Source organism: Providencia sp. PROV116, from assembly GCF_028482485.1.
GTDB classification, from domain to species: Bacteria; Pseudomonadota; Gammaproteobacteria; order Enterobacterales; family Enterobacteriaceae; genus Providencia; species Providencia rettgeri.
This window is the reverse complement of the sequence record NZ_JAMPQO010000020.1, coordinates 18,914-36,703: the sequence shown is the minus strand read 5'-3', so window position 1 is coordinate 36,703 and position 17,790 is coordinate 18,914. Positions and strand designations below refer to the sequence as shown.

At 43.4% G+C, this 17,790-nt stretch carries 12 protein-coding genes; 4 read left to right on the top strand and 8 right to left on the bottom strand.

Annotation, left to right across the window (positions count from 1 at the left end; translation table 11 throughout):
- Positions 1-114: 114 nt before the first annotated feature.
- From hslU to priA, 5 genes are all read right to left on the bottom strand, one after another.
- Positions 115-1,449 carry an HslU--HslV peptidase ATPase subunit gene (gene hslU, locus PSE72_RS14400; RefSeq protein ID WP_272690990.1) on the bottom strand — a complete coding sequence of 445 codons (1,335 nt, stop codon included), beginning with the start codon at positions 1,447-1,449 and terminating at the stop codon, positions 115-117.
- An 11-nt stretch (positions 1,450-1,460) separates the two neighbouring features.
- A complete protein-coding gene (hslV, locus tag PSE72_RS14395; protein WP_004265304.1) occupies positions 1,461-1,991 on the bottom strand; it encodes an ATP-dependent protease subunit HslV in 531 nt (176 codons plus the stop codon).
- 166 nt (positions 1,992-2,157) lie between these two features.
- The gene (locus tag PSE72_RS14390; RefSeq protein WP_115168151.1) at positions 2,158-2,964 is read right to left on the bottom strand and encodes an SPOR domain-containing protein; all 807 of its coding nucleotides are present in this window, start codon (positions 2,962-2,964) and stop codon (positions 2,158-2,160) included.
- Between the two features lie 73 nt (positions 2,965-3,037).
- Entirely contained in the window at positions 3,038-4,066 is a 1,029-nt protein-coding gene (gene cytR / locus PSE72_RS14385) for a DNA-binding transcriptional regulator CytR (protein WP_272690989.1), read from the bottom strand.
- A 342-nt stretch (positions 4,067-4,408) separates the two neighbouring features.
- Complete coding sequence (gene priA / locus PSE72_RS14380) at positions 4,409-6,607, bottom strand: primosomal protein N' (protein ID WP_115168150.1); 2,199 nt, start codon at positions 6,605-6,607, stop codon at positions 4,409-4,411.
- Between the two features lie 218 nt (positions 6,608-6,825).
- On the opposite strand from priA, the gene rpmE reads away from it, so the two are divergent.
- On the top strand, positions 6,826-7,041 hold the full coding sequence (gene rpmE / locus PSE72_RS14375) for a 50S ribosomal protein L31 (protein WP_004265313.1): 216 nt from the start codon (positions 6,826-6,828) through the stop codon (positions 7,039-7,041).
- 263 nt (positions 7,042-7,304) lie between these two features.
- On the opposite strand, the gene metJ is transcribed toward rpmE, so the two are convergent.
- Positions 7,305-7,622: a met regulon transcriptional regulator MetJ gene (gene metJ, locus PSE72_RS14370; RefSeq protein WP_004265315.1), complete on the bottom strand. Its 318-nt coding sequence runs from the start codon at positions 7,620-7,622 to the stop codon at positions 7,305-7,307.
- A gap of 315 nt (positions 7,623-7,937) precedes the next feature.
- On the opposite strand from metJ, the gene metB reads away from it, so the two are divergent.
- From metB to ppc, 3 genes are all read left to right on the top strand, one after another.
- Entirely contained in the window at positions 7,938-9,098 is a 1,161-nt protein-coding gene (metB, locus tag PSE72_RS14365) for a cystathionine gamma-synthase (RefSeq protein WP_109912969.1), read from the top strand.
- Between the two features lie 11 nt (positions 9,099-9,109).
- Positions 9,110-11,551, top strand: coding sequence for a bifunctional aspartate kinase/homoserine dehydrogenase II (locus PSE72_RS14360; RefSeq protein ID WP_115168149.1), 2,442 nt, complete (start codon positions 9,110-9,112; stop codon positions 11,549-11,551).
- Between the two features lie 403 nt (positions 11,552-11,954).
- Entirely contained in the window at positions 11,955-14,594 is a 2,640-nt protein-coding gene (ppc, locus tag PSE72_RS14355; protein WP_109912971.1) for a phosphoenolpyruvate carboxylase, read from the top strand.
- 72 nt (positions 14,595-14,666) lie between these two features.
- Here the strand turns inward: ppc and gadC are convergent, their stop codons facing one another.
- Together gadC and PSE72_RS14345 are read right to left on the bottom strand one after the other, a co-directional pair.
- Positions 14,667-16,217, bottom strand: coding sequence for a glutamate:gamma-aminobutyrate antiporter (gene gadC / locus PSE72_RS14350; protein WP_110731560.1), 1,551 nt, complete (start codon positions 16,215-16,217; stop codon positions 14,667-14,669).
- Positions 16,218-16,329: 112 nt separating this feature from the next.
- Positions 16,330-17,730, bottom strand: coding sequence for a glutamate decarboxylase (locus PSE72_RS14345; RefSeq protein ID WP_004907076.1), 1,401 nt, complete (start codon positions 17,728-17,730; stop codon positions 16,330-16,332).
- Between the last annotated feature and the right edge of the window lie 60 nt (positions 17,731-17,790).

Sequence of the window (17,790 nt, the reverse complement as noted above, 5' to 3'; positions counted from 1 at the left end):
CTGAGTATTTTCAATGTAATGGGCAGAATATTTAATAGAAAAAAGTGCAGCGATAAAAGCTGCACTTTAGTCGATGTATATTAAGGATACATGAAAACCAGATAATTAATAAGATTATAAAATAAATCTACTCAGGTCTTCATCCGCCACCAGCTCATCTAAGTGCTGTCTGACATAGTCTGCATCGATTTGGATAGTTTGCCCGTTACGGTCACTGGCATCGAAAGAAATATCTTCCATTAAACGCTCAAGCACGGTGTGCAAGCGACGAGCACCAATGTTTTCGGTTGACTCATTGACTTGCCATGCGGACTCCGCAATTTTACGAATACCGTCAGTCGTGAATTCAATATTCACGCCTTCTGTTGCCATCAGCGCTTTATACTGTTCAGTTAATGAGGCATTTGGTTCCGTCAAAATACGCACAAAATCTTCAGTTGTCAGCGCTTGTAATTCAACACGAATTGGCAAGCGACCTTGGAGTTCAGGGATCAAGTCTGATGGGCTCGAAACTTGGAACGCACCTGAAGCGATAAACAGAATGTGGTCAGTTTTGACCATGCCGTGCTTAGTCGAAATGGTGCAGCCTTCGATTAATGGCAGTAAATCGCGTTGAACCCCTTCTCGAGAGACATCTGGCCCTGAGCTTTGACCACCACGTTTACAAATTTTGTCGAACTCATCGATGAAGACAATACCATTTTGTTCAACTGCTTCAATCGCTTGTTCTTTTAGCTCTTCAGGGTTGACTAATTTAGCCGCTTCTTCTTCAACTAGCAGTTTGAATGCCTCTTTGATTTTCATCTTACGTGGCTTCTGCTTTTGGCCTGCTAAGTTTTGGAACATGGATTGTAACTGGTTCGTCATCTCTTCCATGCCAGGAGGCGCCATAATTTCAACACCCATAGGGGATGCAGCAACTTCAATTTCAATTTCTTTATCGTCTAATTGGCCTTCACGTAATTTTTTACGGAATGCTTGGCGAGCAGGGGAATGCTCATCCGTTGGTTCAGACTGCCCCCAGTTATTTTTTGCTGGTGGAATAAGAACGTCCAAAATACGCTCTTCAGCCACTTCTTCGGCACGATAGCGATTCTTTTCAATAGACTGTAAACGCACCATTTTAACGGCGGAGTCAGTTAAATCGCGAATAATCGAGTCAACTTCTTTACCGACATAGCCGACTTCAGTAAATTTAGTCGCTTCGACTTTGATAAATGGCGCGTTGGCTAATTTCGCAAGGCGGCGAGCAATTTCAGTTTTACCCACCCCTGTTGGCCCAATCATCAAAATATTTTTTGGGGTGACTTCGTGACGTAACACTTCATTTAACTGCATACGGCGCCAGCGGTTACGCAGAGCAATCGCAACAGAACGTTTGGCTTTATTCTGGCCAATAATATGATTGTCGAGTTCGCTGACAATTTCGCGTGGAGTCATTTCGGACATACTAGCAATCCTTATGATTTTGAAGAAATTTCTTCAAAGTTGACATTATGGTTGGTGTAAATACAGATATCACCTGCAATAGCGAGTGCTTTTTCAGCGATCTCTTTGGCGCTTAAGTCTGTATTTTCTAACAAAGCACGTGCGGCTGATTGCGCATATGGGCCACCGGAGCCAATAGCAATTAAGTCATTTTCCGGTTGAACCACATCACCATTACCCGTAATGATCAGTGAAGTGTGTTCATCGGCGACAGCTAACAAGGCTTCTAACTTGCGAAGCATGCGGTCAGTGCGCCAATCTTTAGCAAGTTCAACGGCTGCTTTCGTTAAATGGCCTTGATGAAGTTCGAGTTTGCGCTCAAACAGTTCAAATAATGTGAATGCGTCTGCGGTGCCACCGGCAAATCCGGCAATGACTTTGTCGTTGTATAAACGGCGAACTTTGCGGACATTGCCTTTCATGACGGTATTACCCATCGTCGCCTGTCCATCACCACCAATTACGACCTGGCCATTACGGCGAACACTTACGATTGTTGTCATGAGTTAGCCCCTGGTTTATTACAAAAAAATGCGGTTGTATGTGATTTTCAAAAGAATAAATTCAAGTGATAGTTGTCTAATTAACTATCACTTGAACTAGGTTGAAGCCACAAAGTACCGCTCATGAGTACATTAAAACAGTACATGGGGGGGAAGGAGGAATTTTTCAACCCCCAGAAGCACGAAGAATACAACCGGAAACACCTGCACCTGCTGCGCGGTCACGCATTTTTTCGGCAGTGGACTTGGAATAAGGCCCTAAAACGATACGGTGCCAACCTCCACCTGCGCTTACACGGCTTTCAATACCTGAGAATGCCAAAGTAGCTTGCACAGATTCAGCTTGTTCTGCTGTACGGAATGAACCGCATTGAACAACCATATTTTGCAAGCTGTTTGTCGGTTTAGTGCTTGGTGCTGTTTGTGGCTGAGCTGCGGGCGCGGTTGGTTGAGCCTCAAGTTTTGGAGGGATATTGACCGCCGGTTTACGTTGTACTGGCTCGATAGGTTGAGTTGGCTCATTGATGAGCACTTGGGAGCGCGGTACTGGTTTACCGTTTGCAGGGATTTCTTGCAAGTTAGTGACAGGCTGGCGTCTGTCAGAATCAATTTGTTCTAATAGCTGGCGCTGTTCAGGTGTTAAATCTGATGGGCGCACAATATTATTGCCAGTACTCGGTTGTTGAATATTTGGCATATCCACACCACGGCGTTCGAGCTCTTTAATATAGCGCCAACGTTCTTCAGGCTTTGGTGGAAGCGTACTTCCCGGTGTTGTTGGTGTGACAACTTGGGGGGGCGGTGTGTCCTTTTTATTTTGAGTGATATAAAACAGGCCGCCAACAAATAGCACGACAATTGCCACAGCAACAACCAATGTTGTCATTGGTAGTCCTTGTGCTTTCTTTGATTTACCTTTGCTTTTTTTACGGGCGGATGAGCGCCCCCGAGCTACATAATCTTTTTGTGCCACGCTATTAATTCACTAGTTATCAATTGTTCGTCATCATTTGGCTTAACATGTTACTTAACCTGAACAACTTTGACTAGCTTTTAGGCGCTTTTGTGCTCTCTCTGATGATTAAATCAGAATCTAGGAGACGTGAGCCCGGGTTTACATTGTGTCCATGGATTTGCTCAAGCAGTAATTGCATCGCATGATGACCAATTTCAGCACGAGGTTGATTAATAGTTGTTAGGGCTGGCAAGGTGTATTTTGATTGCTCTAAGTTATCGAAACCAACAAAAGAAAGGTCATCAGGGAGCTTCAAGCCCATTTTTTTCGCTTGCCACACCGCACCAATCGCCATGATATCACTGTGACAAAAGATAGCAGTAGGTGGTTCGGGAAGTGACATTAATGTTTTCACGGCTTCAGCGCCACCTTCATGGGTAAAATCGCCACGAATAATATAATTTTCACGCAATTTTTCACCTGTGCGCAACATGGCTTTTTTATAACCTTCTAAACGGTATTGACTTAAAGGCATATGATCAGGGCCTGCAATACAAGCAATCAGTTTATGGCCTTGTTTTTGCAGGTAATGTGTCGCATTAAATGCAGCCGTGAGGTTATCGATATGCACAGTAGGCAGTTTTAGCTCAGGCGCAAATTCATTTGCCATCACTATCGGAGGAAGGTTTTTCTGCTCTTCCGTTGAGATATCGAACGGAATATTGGAACCCAGTAAAACCATACCATCAATTTGTTTAGTAATAATGAGATTAATAAAAGCATTTTCTTGTTTTTCTTGGTGTTTACAGTCTCCAATCAAAACAAAATAGCCTTCTTGAGCAGCGATTTCTTCAATCCCGCAGACGACATCACTAAAGAACGGATCGCGGATATTGGGAACAAGCACAAGAATGGTTTTTGATTCATTGCGCTTATAGCTTCTAGCAAGGTTATGAGGATAATAACCAACATCCATCACCGCTTGTTCGACTTTTTGGCGTGTTTGCAAAGAAACTTTTTCCGGGTTCATGAGTGTTCTTGACACCGTCGCTGTCGAAACGCCCGCGGCACTAGCAACATCTTTCATCGTTGCCGTGTTATTGTGTTTTTTACTTTCCACAACGCCTTCCTTAGATTGATTTAATCGTTTGCTTTTTTTGAATGGCGCAAGTACGTCATTATTAGTAGCTATTCTAATTGGTTTCTCAATAATATCTGTTACCTAGTTTGCATAAAAAGTGTGACTTGCGTCATTTTTTAGAGCTGCTTCGCAAATTTTGAAAATAATTCTAAGGGTAAAAAGATAAATGAAACTCAATGTGTGTAAAAAGCGCTCAATTTAGTTGTTTAGCATTATAGGGTAAATAATTCAAAGTTATCAATATGCTGCAAAGACAATATTGGTTATAGCCTATAAAGTTAAATGGCTAGATAAAATGAATCCTTTAACATTGTTCATGGGTTAACAATCAGTTGGGTCCACATCAATATTCCATTTTACTTTGCGGCTTTCTGGTTGTTGAAGAATTTCTGGCAATAGTTTCGCCATAAACTGTTGTAAATAAAGTCGCGAAGGGTGTTGCAATAGCAATTGCCAGCGGAATCGGCCGCCACGTTTAGCTTGAATCGACGGCGAGGGGCCTAAAATCCACATTTTTGCATCACTTTGTGGGTGTTGGGTTATATATTGCCGCACATTTTGCAGAAATTGACGCGAATCTTGGTTATTGTGATCTTCTGAGCGGATCAATATATGGTTGGTGTAAGGCGGTAGCATGGCGATTCTGCGCTCTTCCATCGCTTCTTGGGTAAATGCGTTGTAACCCTCTTCAAGCAGTGTGAGCAACAGTGGGTGTTCGGGATGGTGGGTCTGTAAGAACACTTCACCTTGTTTACCGGCTCGCCCTGCTCGGCCAGAAACTTGTATGTATAATTGAGCAAACCGTTCGGCTGCACGAAAATCACTCGAGAACAAAGCTCCGTCAACATCTAATAAGGCGACTAAGGTGACATCAGGGAAATGGTGGCCCTTGGCTAACATCTGTGTGCCAATAAGAATTCGAGCTCCCCCCTCATGTACTTGATTTAAATGTTGTTCCAGTTCGCCTTTACGGCTCGTGGTATCACGGTCAATACGCGTAACGGGAGTGTCAGGGAACAGTTCACAAATACCTTCCTCAAGTTGCTCAGTTCCCATTCCAACAGGCACTAAATGCGTTGAGCCACATTGTGGGCATTGGTGAGGAATTGGGCGCTGGCTGTCACAATGGTGGCAGCGTAATTGATGGAAATTTTGATGTAAGGTGTAATAGTGGTCACAGCGCTGGCACTCAGCAATCCATCCGCATTCATGGCAAATTAATGCTGGGGAATAACCACGGCGATTTAAAAATAAAATCACCTGATTATTTTGTGCAAGGTGTTCTTTAATATGTTGAATTAATAAGTGAGAAAGGCCAAATTTTAGTGGCTGGCCTTTTAAGTCAATAAGATGTTGAGCCGCAGGGCGTGCATTACCGGCACGAATAGTGAGATTTAATTGCCGATATTTATGTTGCTGTACATTTAGTAAGGTTTCTAACGATGGCGTCGCAGTGCCCATCACAATAGGAATATTGTTCTTTTTAGCGCGTAAAACGGCTAAATCACGTGCATGATAACGCCAACCATCCTGTTGTTTGTATGAGCTGTCATGCTCTTCATCAATAATAATAATGCCAAGGTGGGCGAAAGGCGTGAACAGTGCCGAACGTGTACCAATAATAATGGCATTTTGACCTTGCTTGGTGCGTAGCCAAACTGCTAAACGTTCGCTATCGTTCAGCCCTGAGTGTAAAACATCAACAGGCGCATTGAAGCGCTCACGAAAGCGGCTGATAGTTTGTGGGGTCAAGCCAATTTCAGGCACCAAAACTAAAGCTTGTTTACCTTGAGCAAGAACATTTTCCAATACGCTCAGATACACTTCTGTTTTACCGGACCCCGTTATCCCTGCGAGCAGCCATGGCGAAAATTGGTTATCTTCAGCGCGTATAGCACCGACAGCGGTGGCTTGCTCACTATTAAGCCGCAACCGTTCACCGCAAACTGTAAAGTTTGGTTGCCATTTTTCGCTCGTCGGTTGAACGGGATGTAACTCAATATAAGCTTTCTTTTTCAGTGCTTGTAGAGCACTTTCACTGATTTCAAGCTCATTCACTTGATGGCGATAAACGGGTCTACGACGTAAAAGTGCGAGGGCCTGCTGTTGTTTTGGGGAGCGTTTGAGCTCATTAAGGTCAACGGCTAAGCCTTCATCTGTCACTTGCCATTGCCAAATAGGGGTAAATTCTGCAGGTTTACCTTGGCGCAATAGGGTGGGTAATGCGTGGAATAGTACTTCGCCAATTGGGTAGTGATAGTATTGGGAAGACCACAATAATAGTTGCCAAATATCATCAGGGAAGAGCGTTTGATGGTCGAGAACCAGTTCGATAGCTTTTAATTTATCTTCAGCAAACTCGCTTTTATCACTGTGTTTTACCACAATACCTAGGGCTTGGCGCTTGCCAAACGGCACCATAACACGGCTGCCAATCACTGGCAGTGGCATGTTATCAGGAAGGCGATAATCAAATGTGCGGTTTAATGGGACAGGTAAAGCCACCTGAACGACGATCATATCTGGGTTTCCGTCTATTTTTTATGCGATAATGCGAGCGATTGTTGACTAGAGTACCACAAAATTTACTCAGTTTTCATTGCGTGATAAACAGAATTTCTGTATGATCCGCCGCCTTTGGTATTTATTTTTACCAATATATTAAATTCAATCAACACGACGTGTGGTGTCCGGCGTTAGGGCTGGAATGGCGACACGGCCTTAATAGAGGTTCTCCCATGAAAAAAGGTATTCACCCTAAATACGAAGAAGTTACTGCAACTTGTTCTTGCGGTAATGTAATGAAAATTAATTCAACTGCTGGTCACTCGCTGAACCTGGACGTTTGTGGTAACTGCCACCCGTTCTATACTGGTAAACAGCGTGATGTTGCGACTGGTGGTCGTGTTGATCGCTTCAACCAACGTTTCAGCATCCCAGGTTCTAAAAAATAATCGAACTTGTGAAATGCGAAAAAAAGGGAAACTGAGTTTCCCTTTTTTAATGCCCAAAATAAGCGTTTTTATGTCTAAATGAAGAAATTAGAAGCGATAAACGACACTAAACATGATGTCATTACTGCGTACTTTGACTTTAGACTTGAGCGTATCGCCATTATAGTTATAGCTATCTTGAATAAAACATAAGGAAAGGCACTACGTCGCAAGGTTTGCGACGTAGTTAAAACTTTGAGGCACGTAATGGCGACTAATTAGGATTAATATTCCCACGTTTCAGGGTCGATACCTAATTCGCGCATGATTTCTTTTGCGGCTTCAGGGATCTCGTCATTACGTTCTTTACGCAAGTCTTCATCATTTGGCAGTGGTTGGCCTGTGAATGCATGCAAAAATGCTTCACACAGTAATTCACTGTTAGTGGCATGACGTAAGTTATTGATCTGACGGCGAGTACGCTCATCAGTTAAAATTTTTAGTACCTTCAAAGGAATAGATACTGTAATTTTCTTTACTTGCTCACTCTTTTTGCCATGTTCAGCATACGGACTGACATACTCACCATTCCATTCAGCCATGGGTTACCTTGGATATTTTCAGTAATAATTAAAAATAATATACATATTCTTTTTAATAGGAACTTATTCTAAGCTCTAAATCGAGAATATCTGCATATATGTTCGATGAGGATTCACTTATTTTAATACAAAATAATGTTTAAAATTAACAAGTTAAATCCACTTATGCGATTGACTATCAATTTACACATAATTATTAAGGCTGATTATTCCATTACTTGATATAAACGTAAAGAGGTTTAGACGTCTAGATATGTTGACGTCTAAACATCCGATGGGTATGATTTGGCCTATCACTGTTCAGGAGAAGCGTTTATGACTTACAAGCCGTCAACCATCGCAATTCATAATGGATTAAATGATGACCAACAATTTGGTTGTGTTGTGCCTCCCATTTATTTGTCTAGCACCTATAACTTCACTGATTTTAATGAGCCTCGCGCACATGACTACTCACGCCGTGGAAATCCAGGTCGCGATATTGTGCAAAAAACATTGGCACAGCTTGAGGGGGGGAGCGGCGCAGTAATGACCAACAGTGGGATGTCAGCGCTTCATTTACTCTGTACTGTTTTTTTACAGCCCGGTGATCTATTAGTTGCACCTCATGATTGTTATGGTGGAAGTTATCGGTTATTTAATAGCCAAAGTCAGCGTGGGGCTTACCAAGTGCAATTTGTCGATCAAAGTGATGAATCTGCATTACGAGCTGCGCTCGCTAAAAAACCTAAATTAGTCTTAATTGAAACACCCAGTAACCCATTATTAAGAATTTTTGATATACAGCATATTGCGCAATTAGCGCATGATGTTGGCGCGTTAGTGGTTGTCGACAATACATTTTTAAGCCCTATCCTCCAGCAACCACTGTCATTAGGGGCTGACTTTGTTGTGCATTCATGTACAAAATACCTTAATGGTCATTCAGATATTGTGGCTGGTGTAGTGATTGCCAAAGAGGAAAAATGGGCAATAGAATTAGCGTGGTGGGCGAATAATATTGGTGTCACTGGGGGCGCTTTTGATAGCTACTTATTATTAAGAGGCATCCGAACTCTATCCCCTCGTGTGTTACAGCAACAGCAAAACGCACAAGAGATCGTAAAATATCTTAAATCGCAGCCTTTAGTGAAAAAATTGTATTATCCTGCATTGGAAGATCATCCTGGGCACGAAATAGCGCTGAAACAACAAAAAGGTTTTGGCGCCATGTTGAGTTTTGAATTTGCAGGTGATGAGTCACAACTTCGCCATTTTCTTCGCTCACTTAGCCTGTTTACATTGGCGGAGTCATTGGGTGGGGTGGAAACATTGATTTCCCATACTGCGACAATGACGCATGCAGGTATGTCAGCAGAAGCTCGTGCGCAAGCGGGGATTACAGATAGCTTGCTAAGAATTTCAGTGGGGATTGAAGATCCTCAGGATTTAATCACAGACTTAGATCACGCATTTCAGGTTGCGGGACAACGTTAGCGGAGTTTTTGATGAGTGTACTAACAGCGGTTGAGGTGGCTCCTTGTCACCGTCAGTTACATAAGTTTGGGGGCAGTAGTTTAGCCGATGCGAAGTGCTATCAACGCGTTGCAGCAATTATGGCAAACTATAGTCAACCCGGTGATTTAATGGTGGTTTCTGCCGCGGGTAGTACAACTAATCAGTTGATCAACTGGTTAAAATTAAGCCAAAGTGATCGTATTTCGGCTCATCAAGCTCAACAGTCGTTACGCCGCTATCAACTTGATTTAATTGAATCTCTTTTACCGGAACAAAAAGCCGTAGAATTAAGTCAATTATTTATTCACGATTTAGAGCGTTTAAGCGCGCTGTTGGATAAACCGACTAATGATGCGACTTATGCAGAAGTGGTAGGGCACGGTGAAATTTGGTCTGCGCGCCTTATGGCTGAGGTGCTTGCACAGGTCGGCATGACGAGTGCTTGGTTAGATGCGCGTTTATTTTTACGCGCTGAGCGTGCGGCACAACCGCAGGTCGATGAAACACAATCGCGTTATTTATTGCAACAACAGTTAACTCAGTTACCGAACCGACGTATTGTCGTGACAGGTTTTATTTCGCGTAATCAGCAAGGTGAGACGGTACTGCTTGGGCGTAATGGGAGTGACTATTCTGCAACACAAGTCGGTGCACTGGCAGATGTGGGAAAAGTAACGATTTGGAGTGATGTCGCTGGAGTATATAGCGCGGACCCTCGTAAAGTGAAAGATGCCTGTTTATTGCCCTTATTGCGCCTAGATGAAGCCAGTGAATTGGCGCGCTTAGCGGCTCCTGTTTTACATACACGTACTTTACAACCCGTTTCTGTGAGCAATATTGATTTGCAATTAAGGTGTAGCTACCAACCGGAGCAGGGCTCAACAAAAATTGAACGGGTACTCGCCTCAGGAGCAGGGGCAAAAATAGTGACTAGCCATGATGATGTGTGCTTAATTGAATTGCGCATCGCTGCCGGCCGTGATTTTAAACAAATCTGCAAAGATGTGGATTTATTACTTAAGCGCGCTCAATTGCGTCCTTTGGCGCGTGGTATTCATCATGACCGTTCTTTACTGCAATTATGTTATACCTCCGAAATTGTCGAAAGTGCCTTAAATACCCTTGAAGAAGCCGGGTTGCCGGGGTCATTATCATTACGTGAAGGTTTTTCTTTGGTTGCACTAGTCGGTGCAGGTGTGTGTAAAAAACCATTACATAGCCACCGCTTTTATGAGGAATTAAAAGGGCAGCCTGTTGAATTTATTTGGCATTCAGAGGATTCCATCAGCTTAGTCGCTGTTTTGCGTTCTAACCAAACAGAGCACTTAATTCAAGGGATGCACCAGAGCTTATTCCGTGCAGAAAAACGCATTGGTTTAGTGTTATTTGGTAAAGGGAATATTGGCGCGCGTTGGTTAGAACTTTTTGCTGCGGAGCAACACAAGATTTCGGCACGTAGCGACTTTGATTTTGTCTTAGCAGGTGTAGTAGACAGCCGCCGTAGTTTGCTGAATTACCAAGGGATTGACCCCAGCCGTGCGCTGGCTTTCTTTGATGACGAAGCCGTAGAGCATGAGGACGATAGCCTATTTTTATGGATGCGTTCCCATCCTTATGATGATTTAGTGGTATTAGATGTCACCGCAAGTGAGACACTGGCAGATAACTATGTGGATTTTGCGAGTTATGGTTTTCATGTGATCAGTGCAAATAAAATTGCAGGGGCAGCGCAAACGGCACAATATCGTCAAATTCGCGATGCGTTTTCGAAAACAGATCGTCACTGGCTATACAACGCGACAGTAGGGGCTGGGTTACCGATTAACTATACGGTACGGGACTTAAAAGAAAGTGGTGATTCGATTCTGGCTATCAGTGGTATTTTTTCCGGAACACTATCATGGCTATTTTTACAGTTTGACGGCTCAATCCCATTTAGCGAGCTAGTAGAGCAAGCTTGGCAGCAAGGGTTAACTGAACCAGATCCACGCATTGATTTATCAGGGCAAGATGTCATGCGAAAATTAATTATTTTAGCCCGTGAAGCAGGTTATGACATCGAACCCGATGATGTGAGAGTGGAATCTTTAGTACCGAAACAGGCTCAGACGGGTTCACTCGATGAGTTCTTTGAAAATAGCGCCATTATTAATGAGCAGATGCAGCAACGTTTAGAAGCGGCGCAAGAACTAGGGTTAGTGCTACGCTATGTGGCACGGTTTGATGCAGTAAAAGGTAAAGCAAAAGTCGGTGTGGAAGCCGTGAAACCGGAACATCCTCTGGCCTCATTATTACCGGGTGACAATGTGTTTGCTATCGAGAGCCGTTGGTATCGAGACAACCCATTGGTGATCCGTGGGCCAGGAGCAGGCCGAGATGTGACCGCTGGCGCTATTCAGTCGGATCTCAACCGGCTCTCTCAACTTTTATAATCATTTTTCAGGTGTATTGGTGTTCTTGGTGGTATTGAGGGCGCCGATGCATTATGAATATTTTTAATTTACCCCTTCATTTTCTGTTTTTTATTCTGATGATTTAATTCTTAAACATTATTCATGTCTTAAAAGTGCTGAATCGACGATATATTGCGCTGAAACAATACTTAAATAAGAAAAATTAATAAAAATAAGGCTGTAATTAAATTTCAGAAAAATCCCCCAAAGTCATTTTTTTCTGATATGAATATACACTGAAGGGTAAATTTAGCGGCCTGCATCACAAAACGACAATTCTAACGCAGCCGACTGAAATTTTGTTACAGGAAACTGGGTGCAGTCTGTTAACCGTGAACCGTGCGGGAATGCATTCTGCCAGAAGCACAAGGTCAGGAGTCTCATGAATCAGCAATATTCCGCAATGCGCAGTAATGTCAGTATGCTGGGTAAGCTACTCGGCGATACTATCAAGGAAGCCTTAGGTGAGGACATACTCGACAAAGTTGAGTCCATTCGTAAGCTTTCCAAATCTTCCCGTGCAGGTAATGAAGTTCAGCGCCAAAAACTGCTGATGACATTACAAAATCTTTCTAATGATGAATTGCTACCCGTTGCAAGGGCATTTAACCAATTCTTAAACCTGACAAACGTTGCTGAGCAATATCACAGCATTTCGCCTCACGGTGAAGCGGCAAGTAATCCAGTGGCATTGAAAAATCTGTTTAGCCGATTAAAAGGCAAAAACTTCACGGATGGCGATATTCAAAAAGCGGTTGAACAGCTTTCAATTGAGCTGGTTTTAACAGCTCACCCAACGGAAATTGCCCGCCGTACGTTGATCCATAAACTGGTTGAGGTAAACAACTGCTTATCACAACTCGACCATGATGATATTGCAGATTATGAACGTAATAATATCATGCGCCGCTTACGCCAATTAGTGGCACAATCATGGCATACCGATGAAATTCGTAAAATTCGCCCAACGCCCATTGATGAAGCGAAATGGGGATTTGCCGTTGTTGAAAATTCATTGTGGGAAGGGGTTCCCGCTTTCTTACGTGAATTTAATGAACAGTTGGAAGATTCAATCGGCGCGGTGTTACCCGTTGAAGCAAACCCAATCCGCTTTACTTCATGGATGGGAGGCGACCGTGATGGCAACCCGAACGTGACTGCGGATGTGACCCGTCAGGTGCTACTACTGAGCCGCTGGAAAGCGGCGGACTTATTCCTCAAAGATATTCAAGTGTTGGTTTCAGAGCTTTCAATGACAGAAGCAACCCCAGAGCTGCGTGCGCTAGCAGGGGGAGATGACGTTGATGAGCCTTATCGCCAAATTGCGAAAAATTTACGTAGTCAATTATTCTCGACATTAGAGTATTTAGAGCGCCGTGTTAAAGGCGAGCAAGTTTTACCACCAGCAGACTTATTGGTAGACAACGCCCAGTTATGGGACCCGTTATATGCATGTTATCAATCATTAATTGCCTGCAATATGAAAATCATTGCGAATGGTCAGTTGTTGGATACTCTGCGCCGTATTCGTAGCTTTGGTTTGCAACTGGTACGTATTGATGTCCGCCAAGAAAGCACTCGTCACACTGAAGCCATTGCAGAGCTAACTCAGTATTTAGGGTTGGGTGATTACTCACAGTGGTCAGAAGAGGAAAAACAACAATTCTTGCTGGCAGAGCTACAATCGTTACGCCCACTGATCCCTCAAGACTGGCAACCGAGCGCAGAAACACAGGAAGTATTTGAAACTTGCCGTGTGATTGCGAAAGCCAAAAATGATTCTATCGCAGCTTATGTTATTTCAATGGCGAAAGTTCCGTCAGACGTATTGGCGGTAAAATTGTTGCTGAAAGAGAATGGGGCATCAGTCCGTTTGCCAGTAGCGCCACTATTTGAAACACTGGAAGATTTAAACAACGCTGAAAGCGTGATGACCAAGCTTTTAAGCATTGAGTGGTATCGTGACCTTATTGATGACCGCCAAATGGTGATGATTGGTTACTCCGATTCGGCTAAAGATGCAGGGGTAATGGCGGCGTCATGGGCGCAATATCGCGCACAAGATGCACTCATTAAGCTGTGTGAGAAAGAAGGTGTCACACTGACATTATTCCATGGGCGTGGCGGTACAATTGGCCGCGGCGGTGCACCTGCACATTCAGCATTACTTTCTCAACCACCAGGTAGTTTAAAAGGTGGGCTGCGGGTAACAGAACAAGGCGAAATGATCCGTTTTAAATTCGGCTTGCCACAAGTCACGATTAGCAGCCTTGCCTTATACGCGAGTGCAATATTAGAAGCGAATCTTTTACCACCACCAGAGCCAAAAGATGAGTGGAAGTCCGTGATGGATTCACTATCTGATGTGTCTTGCGCGATGTACCGTGATTATGTGCGTGAACAACCGGATTTTGTCCCTTATTTCCGCGCTGCGACGCCTGAACTAGAGTTAGGTAAATTACCGCTTGGGTCACGTCCTGCAAAACGTAGACCAACGGGTGGCGTGGAAACTTTGCGTGCTATTCCATGGATCTTTGCATGGACGCAGAACCGTTTAATGCTTCCCGCATGGCTAGGCGCTGGTGCAGCACTGAAACATGTCATTGAGAAAGAAGGCAAACAAGCTGTTCTTGATGAAATGTGGCAGCAGTGGCCATTCTTTAATACACGTATTGCGATGTTAGAAATGGTTTATGCAAAAGCAGACTTATGGCTAGCAGAATATTATGACCACCGCTTAGTGGAAGAGCGCTTATGGCCATTAGGGCAAAAACTACGTGACCAGTTGTCTGAGGATATTAAAAGCGTATTGGCGGTTTCGAAAGACGAAGCGCTAATGGCGGATTTACCTTGGATAGCGGAATCCATCGCGTTACGCAATGTTTATACTGACCCATTAAACGTTTTACAAGCAGAGCTTTTACATCGTTCCCGCCAACAAGAGCACCCAGACCCACGTGTCGAACAAGCCTTGATGGTAACGATTGCAGGGGTCGCTGCAGGTATGCGTAATACGGGTTAGTTTGTTTATTTTTAAAGTACTTGAATAATATGAGGGCTACCAAATGGTAGCCCTCATTATTTTTACGGGTTATTACGAATTGGATGAGCCATCATCTGGTTTGTCATGATGAATCAAGTGATATGTAGAGCGAGCTCGAGGGTGAATAAAGAAATGGTTAGCTGGTGCATTATGCGTTTTGATATGCACCATCGCGACATTGGTTTTCTTACCTTGTTTGTTATGGAATGCATAAATTACAAAGGGGAGTAAGAAGATAATCACAAAGCTAACCGCAAGTAATGTCACATAGGTGTTATCACTCGCCCCCTCAGGTAAAGAGCTCGGTGGGAAGAATGAAACAATAAAGGCTAAGATAGAAATAATGAAGCCAACTAACGCGACGAGAACTTTAACGCCTTTTCCTCCGGGAATATTAAATGCACGTTTTTTCTCTGGTTGTTTGCACACTAAATGCATGTAACCGAGAAATAGCATGAAATAGCTACATAAATAGATAACTACGGTTAAGGCGAGCGCAATAAGGAATGACATATTGCCACCGCCCCCAGTATTGGTGAGGACAATAATTGCCACTGTCGTGATCAGTAATTGGGAAATTACCAGTGTTACCGGCACGCCATTTTTATTCACCTTGGCAAAGCTTTGCGGCAGAATGCCTTTTTGTGCCGCGACATACATACCGCGGGATGGCCCCACAATCCAAGAAGCAATCTCTGCGAGTACACCAAGTAATAATAATGCAGCAATAATTCTTACGGCCCATTCAAGGGAGGAATTAAAGTGTGTGACAAGCACATTGAATGTCTGTACTACGCCAGCAGATAAATTAATTTCACTGTTTGGGATCACGGCTGCCACCGATAACCCACCAATTGAGCTTAAACAAATTGCCGCTATCATGAGTAAAAACATCGCTGCGGGGTAATCTCGGCCGGGGTTTTTCATCTCATTGACGTGGGTTGCGGATGCCTCAACACCCATATAACTCAAAATAAAGGCGACAAATACCACCAGTGTGCCAATTTTGGTGAAATCAGGAATAAAAGTTTCAGTACTAATTTCAATTGCTAATGGTGAGCCGCTAACTAAATAGCTGATCGCTAAAAAGACTAAAATTAGAGCTGGGAGCAAAATACCTGCGAAGAAACCGATTTTTGCAATGGTTGCCGTGTATTTGGTTCCACCAAATTGAGTGAAAGCCAATACCCAGAGAATAACAAGAGCCCCTATCGTTTTAGTGATTGGGTCTGTATTAAGTTCTGGCCAATTTAAAATATAAGACAGTGCCCCTAAGACGAAATACAGCATAGGAATAAAGCCAATTGCTATTTGTAAATAACCAAATGAAATGGCGGCAAATCCCCAGCGTTCGCCTAATGTGTTAGAAACCCATGCAAATACACCACCTTCCTCCCAACCTTCTACGGTTGCCATTTCTGCGGCACACAAGGCGACAGGAATAAACCACAATAATCCTCCCAATAGCAGGAAAAATACGAGGCTAAAGCCAGATGTCGCAAATGTTGGATATTCATAAACGGCCATCACCATCGATGCGGTAATGGCAAAAAAGCCGAGTAATGTGAGCTGTTTTGCGGCTGGAGCTGTCGTTGTTGCCATACGAGTTCTCCTCAAATCGATAAACAATCAGCCTTTGCTGGGCGGATCTCAGTAGGAGCCAAAGAACTTAAGGCTCTTTGGCTCGTTAACAAAACAATCATGAATAAAAGAATTAACTGTGATTAAAACCGCCGCCTTCTTCTTCTGTTAGCGGTTGATTGACGGGGTGCTTGTCGAAATATTCTAAGGTACGTTTGAAGTCATCAATCAGTAATGCCGCTAAATCTAAACTGACCCCATGACGTACTAGAATACGTTGAATAACAAGGTCTTCACGGTTTGCTGGCATGGAATAGGCGGGAACTTGCCAGCCGCGACTACGCAGTTTGTCTGCGATGTCATAGAGGGAATATTTGCTGGTGGTTGTGCCTTCTTTTAGTTTCCAGGCTAATGCAGGGATACCCGTTTGGCTATCACCATCAAAAATCATTTCAAATGGCCCTAATTTTTCAATTTCACGGCTGAGATATTGTGCGGTTGCGTAGCAAGCGTTGTGGATTTTTGCATAGCCTTCGCGACCTAGTCTCAAGAAATTATAATATTGAGCAATGATTTGGCCACCAGGACGAGAGAAATTGAGTGCGAATGTTGGCATGTTGCCACCTAAATAATTCACATTAAAAATCAATTCTTCTGGGAGATCTTTGGCTTCACGCCAAATTACCCAGCCAGCGCCTAATGGGGCTAAACCAAATTTATGGCCGGATGCATTAATGGATTTTACGCGTGGTAAGCGGAAATCCCATTCTAAGTCTGGTGCACAGAATGGGGCTAAGAACCCGCCACTCGCACCATCCACATGGATAGGGATATCCAGCCCAGTCTCTTTTTGCAGTTTATCGAGCGCATCATGTACGGCTTTGACTGGCTCATATTGGCAGGTAAATGTCACCCCAAGCGTTGGTACGACACCAATGGTATTTTCATCGACGCGTTTGAGTACCTCTTCCGGTGTCATGATAAGGCGGTCGCCTTCAAGTGGAATTTCTCTCAGTTCAACATCGAAATAACGGGCAAATTTGTGCCAACAGATTTGAACGGGTCCACAAATTAAGTTGGGTTTATCAGTCGGTTTTCCTTTAGCAGCTTGTTTTTTACGCCACTGCCATTTTAGTGCTAGCCCACCAAGCATTGCAGCCTCTGAGGACCCGATGGTTGAACAACCAAGGGTATTTTCTGCATCTGGTGAATTCCATAAATCTGCTAACATATGTACACAGCGGTTTTCAATTTCAGCCGTTTGTGGATATTCATCTTTGTCTATCATGTTTTTGTCGATAGACAAATCCATCAAATCACGAATTTCATCATCTACCCATGTCTGGCAGAATGTCGCTAAATTTTGGCGTGAATTCCCATCTAACATTAATTCATCGCGTACTGCACTAAATACATTACGTGGTGCTTGTTCCTTCAATGGAAATTTGGTTTTTGGTAATGATTTGGATAATTCTAATGATGCGTAGACATCATCCATTCCATTGTGTTTTGAATTTAATGCATTATTACTCATGTCTTAATTCCTCAATAACCATGTGGTAATTAAATAGTATTAATTTTGAGCTCAATATTA

Coding starts and splice junctions, on each gene's coding strand:
- hslU (WP_272690990.1), bottom strand. CDS start 1,449: ATGTCCGAAATGACTCCACGCGAAATTGTCAGCGAACTCGACAATCAT.
- hslV (WP_004265304.1), bottom strand. CDS start 1,991: ATGACAACAATCGTAAGTGTTCGCCGTAATGGCCAGGTCGTAATTGGT.
- priA (WP_115168150.1), bottom strand. CDS start 6,607: ATGATCGTCGTTCAGGTGGCTTTACCTGTCCCATTAAACCGCACATTT.
- rpmE (WP_004265313.1), top strand. CDS start 6,826: ATGAAAAAAGGTATTCACCCTAAATACGAAGAAGTTACTGCAACTTGT.
- metJ (WP_004265315.1), bottom strand. CDS start 7,622: ATGGCTGAATGGAATGGTGAGTATGTCAGTCCGTATGCTGAACATGGC.
- metB (WP_109912969.1), top strand. CDS start 7,938: ATGACTTACAAGCCGTCAACCATCGCAATTCATAATGGATTAAATGAT.
- PSE72_RS14360 (WP_115168149.1), top strand. CDS start 9,110: ATGAGTGTACTAACAGCGGTTGAGGTGGCTCCTTGTCACCGTCAGTTA.
- ppc (WP_109912971.1), top strand. CDS start 11,955: ATGAATCAGCAATATTCCGCAATGCGCAGTAATGTCAGTATGCTGGGT.
- gadC (WP_110731560.1), bottom strand. CDS start 16,217: ATGGCAACAACGACAGCTCCAGCCGCAAAACAGCTCACATTACTCGGC.
- PSE72_RS14345 (WP_004907076.1), bottom strand. CDS start 17,730: ATGAGTAATAATGCATTAAATTCAAAACACAATGGAATGGATGATGTC.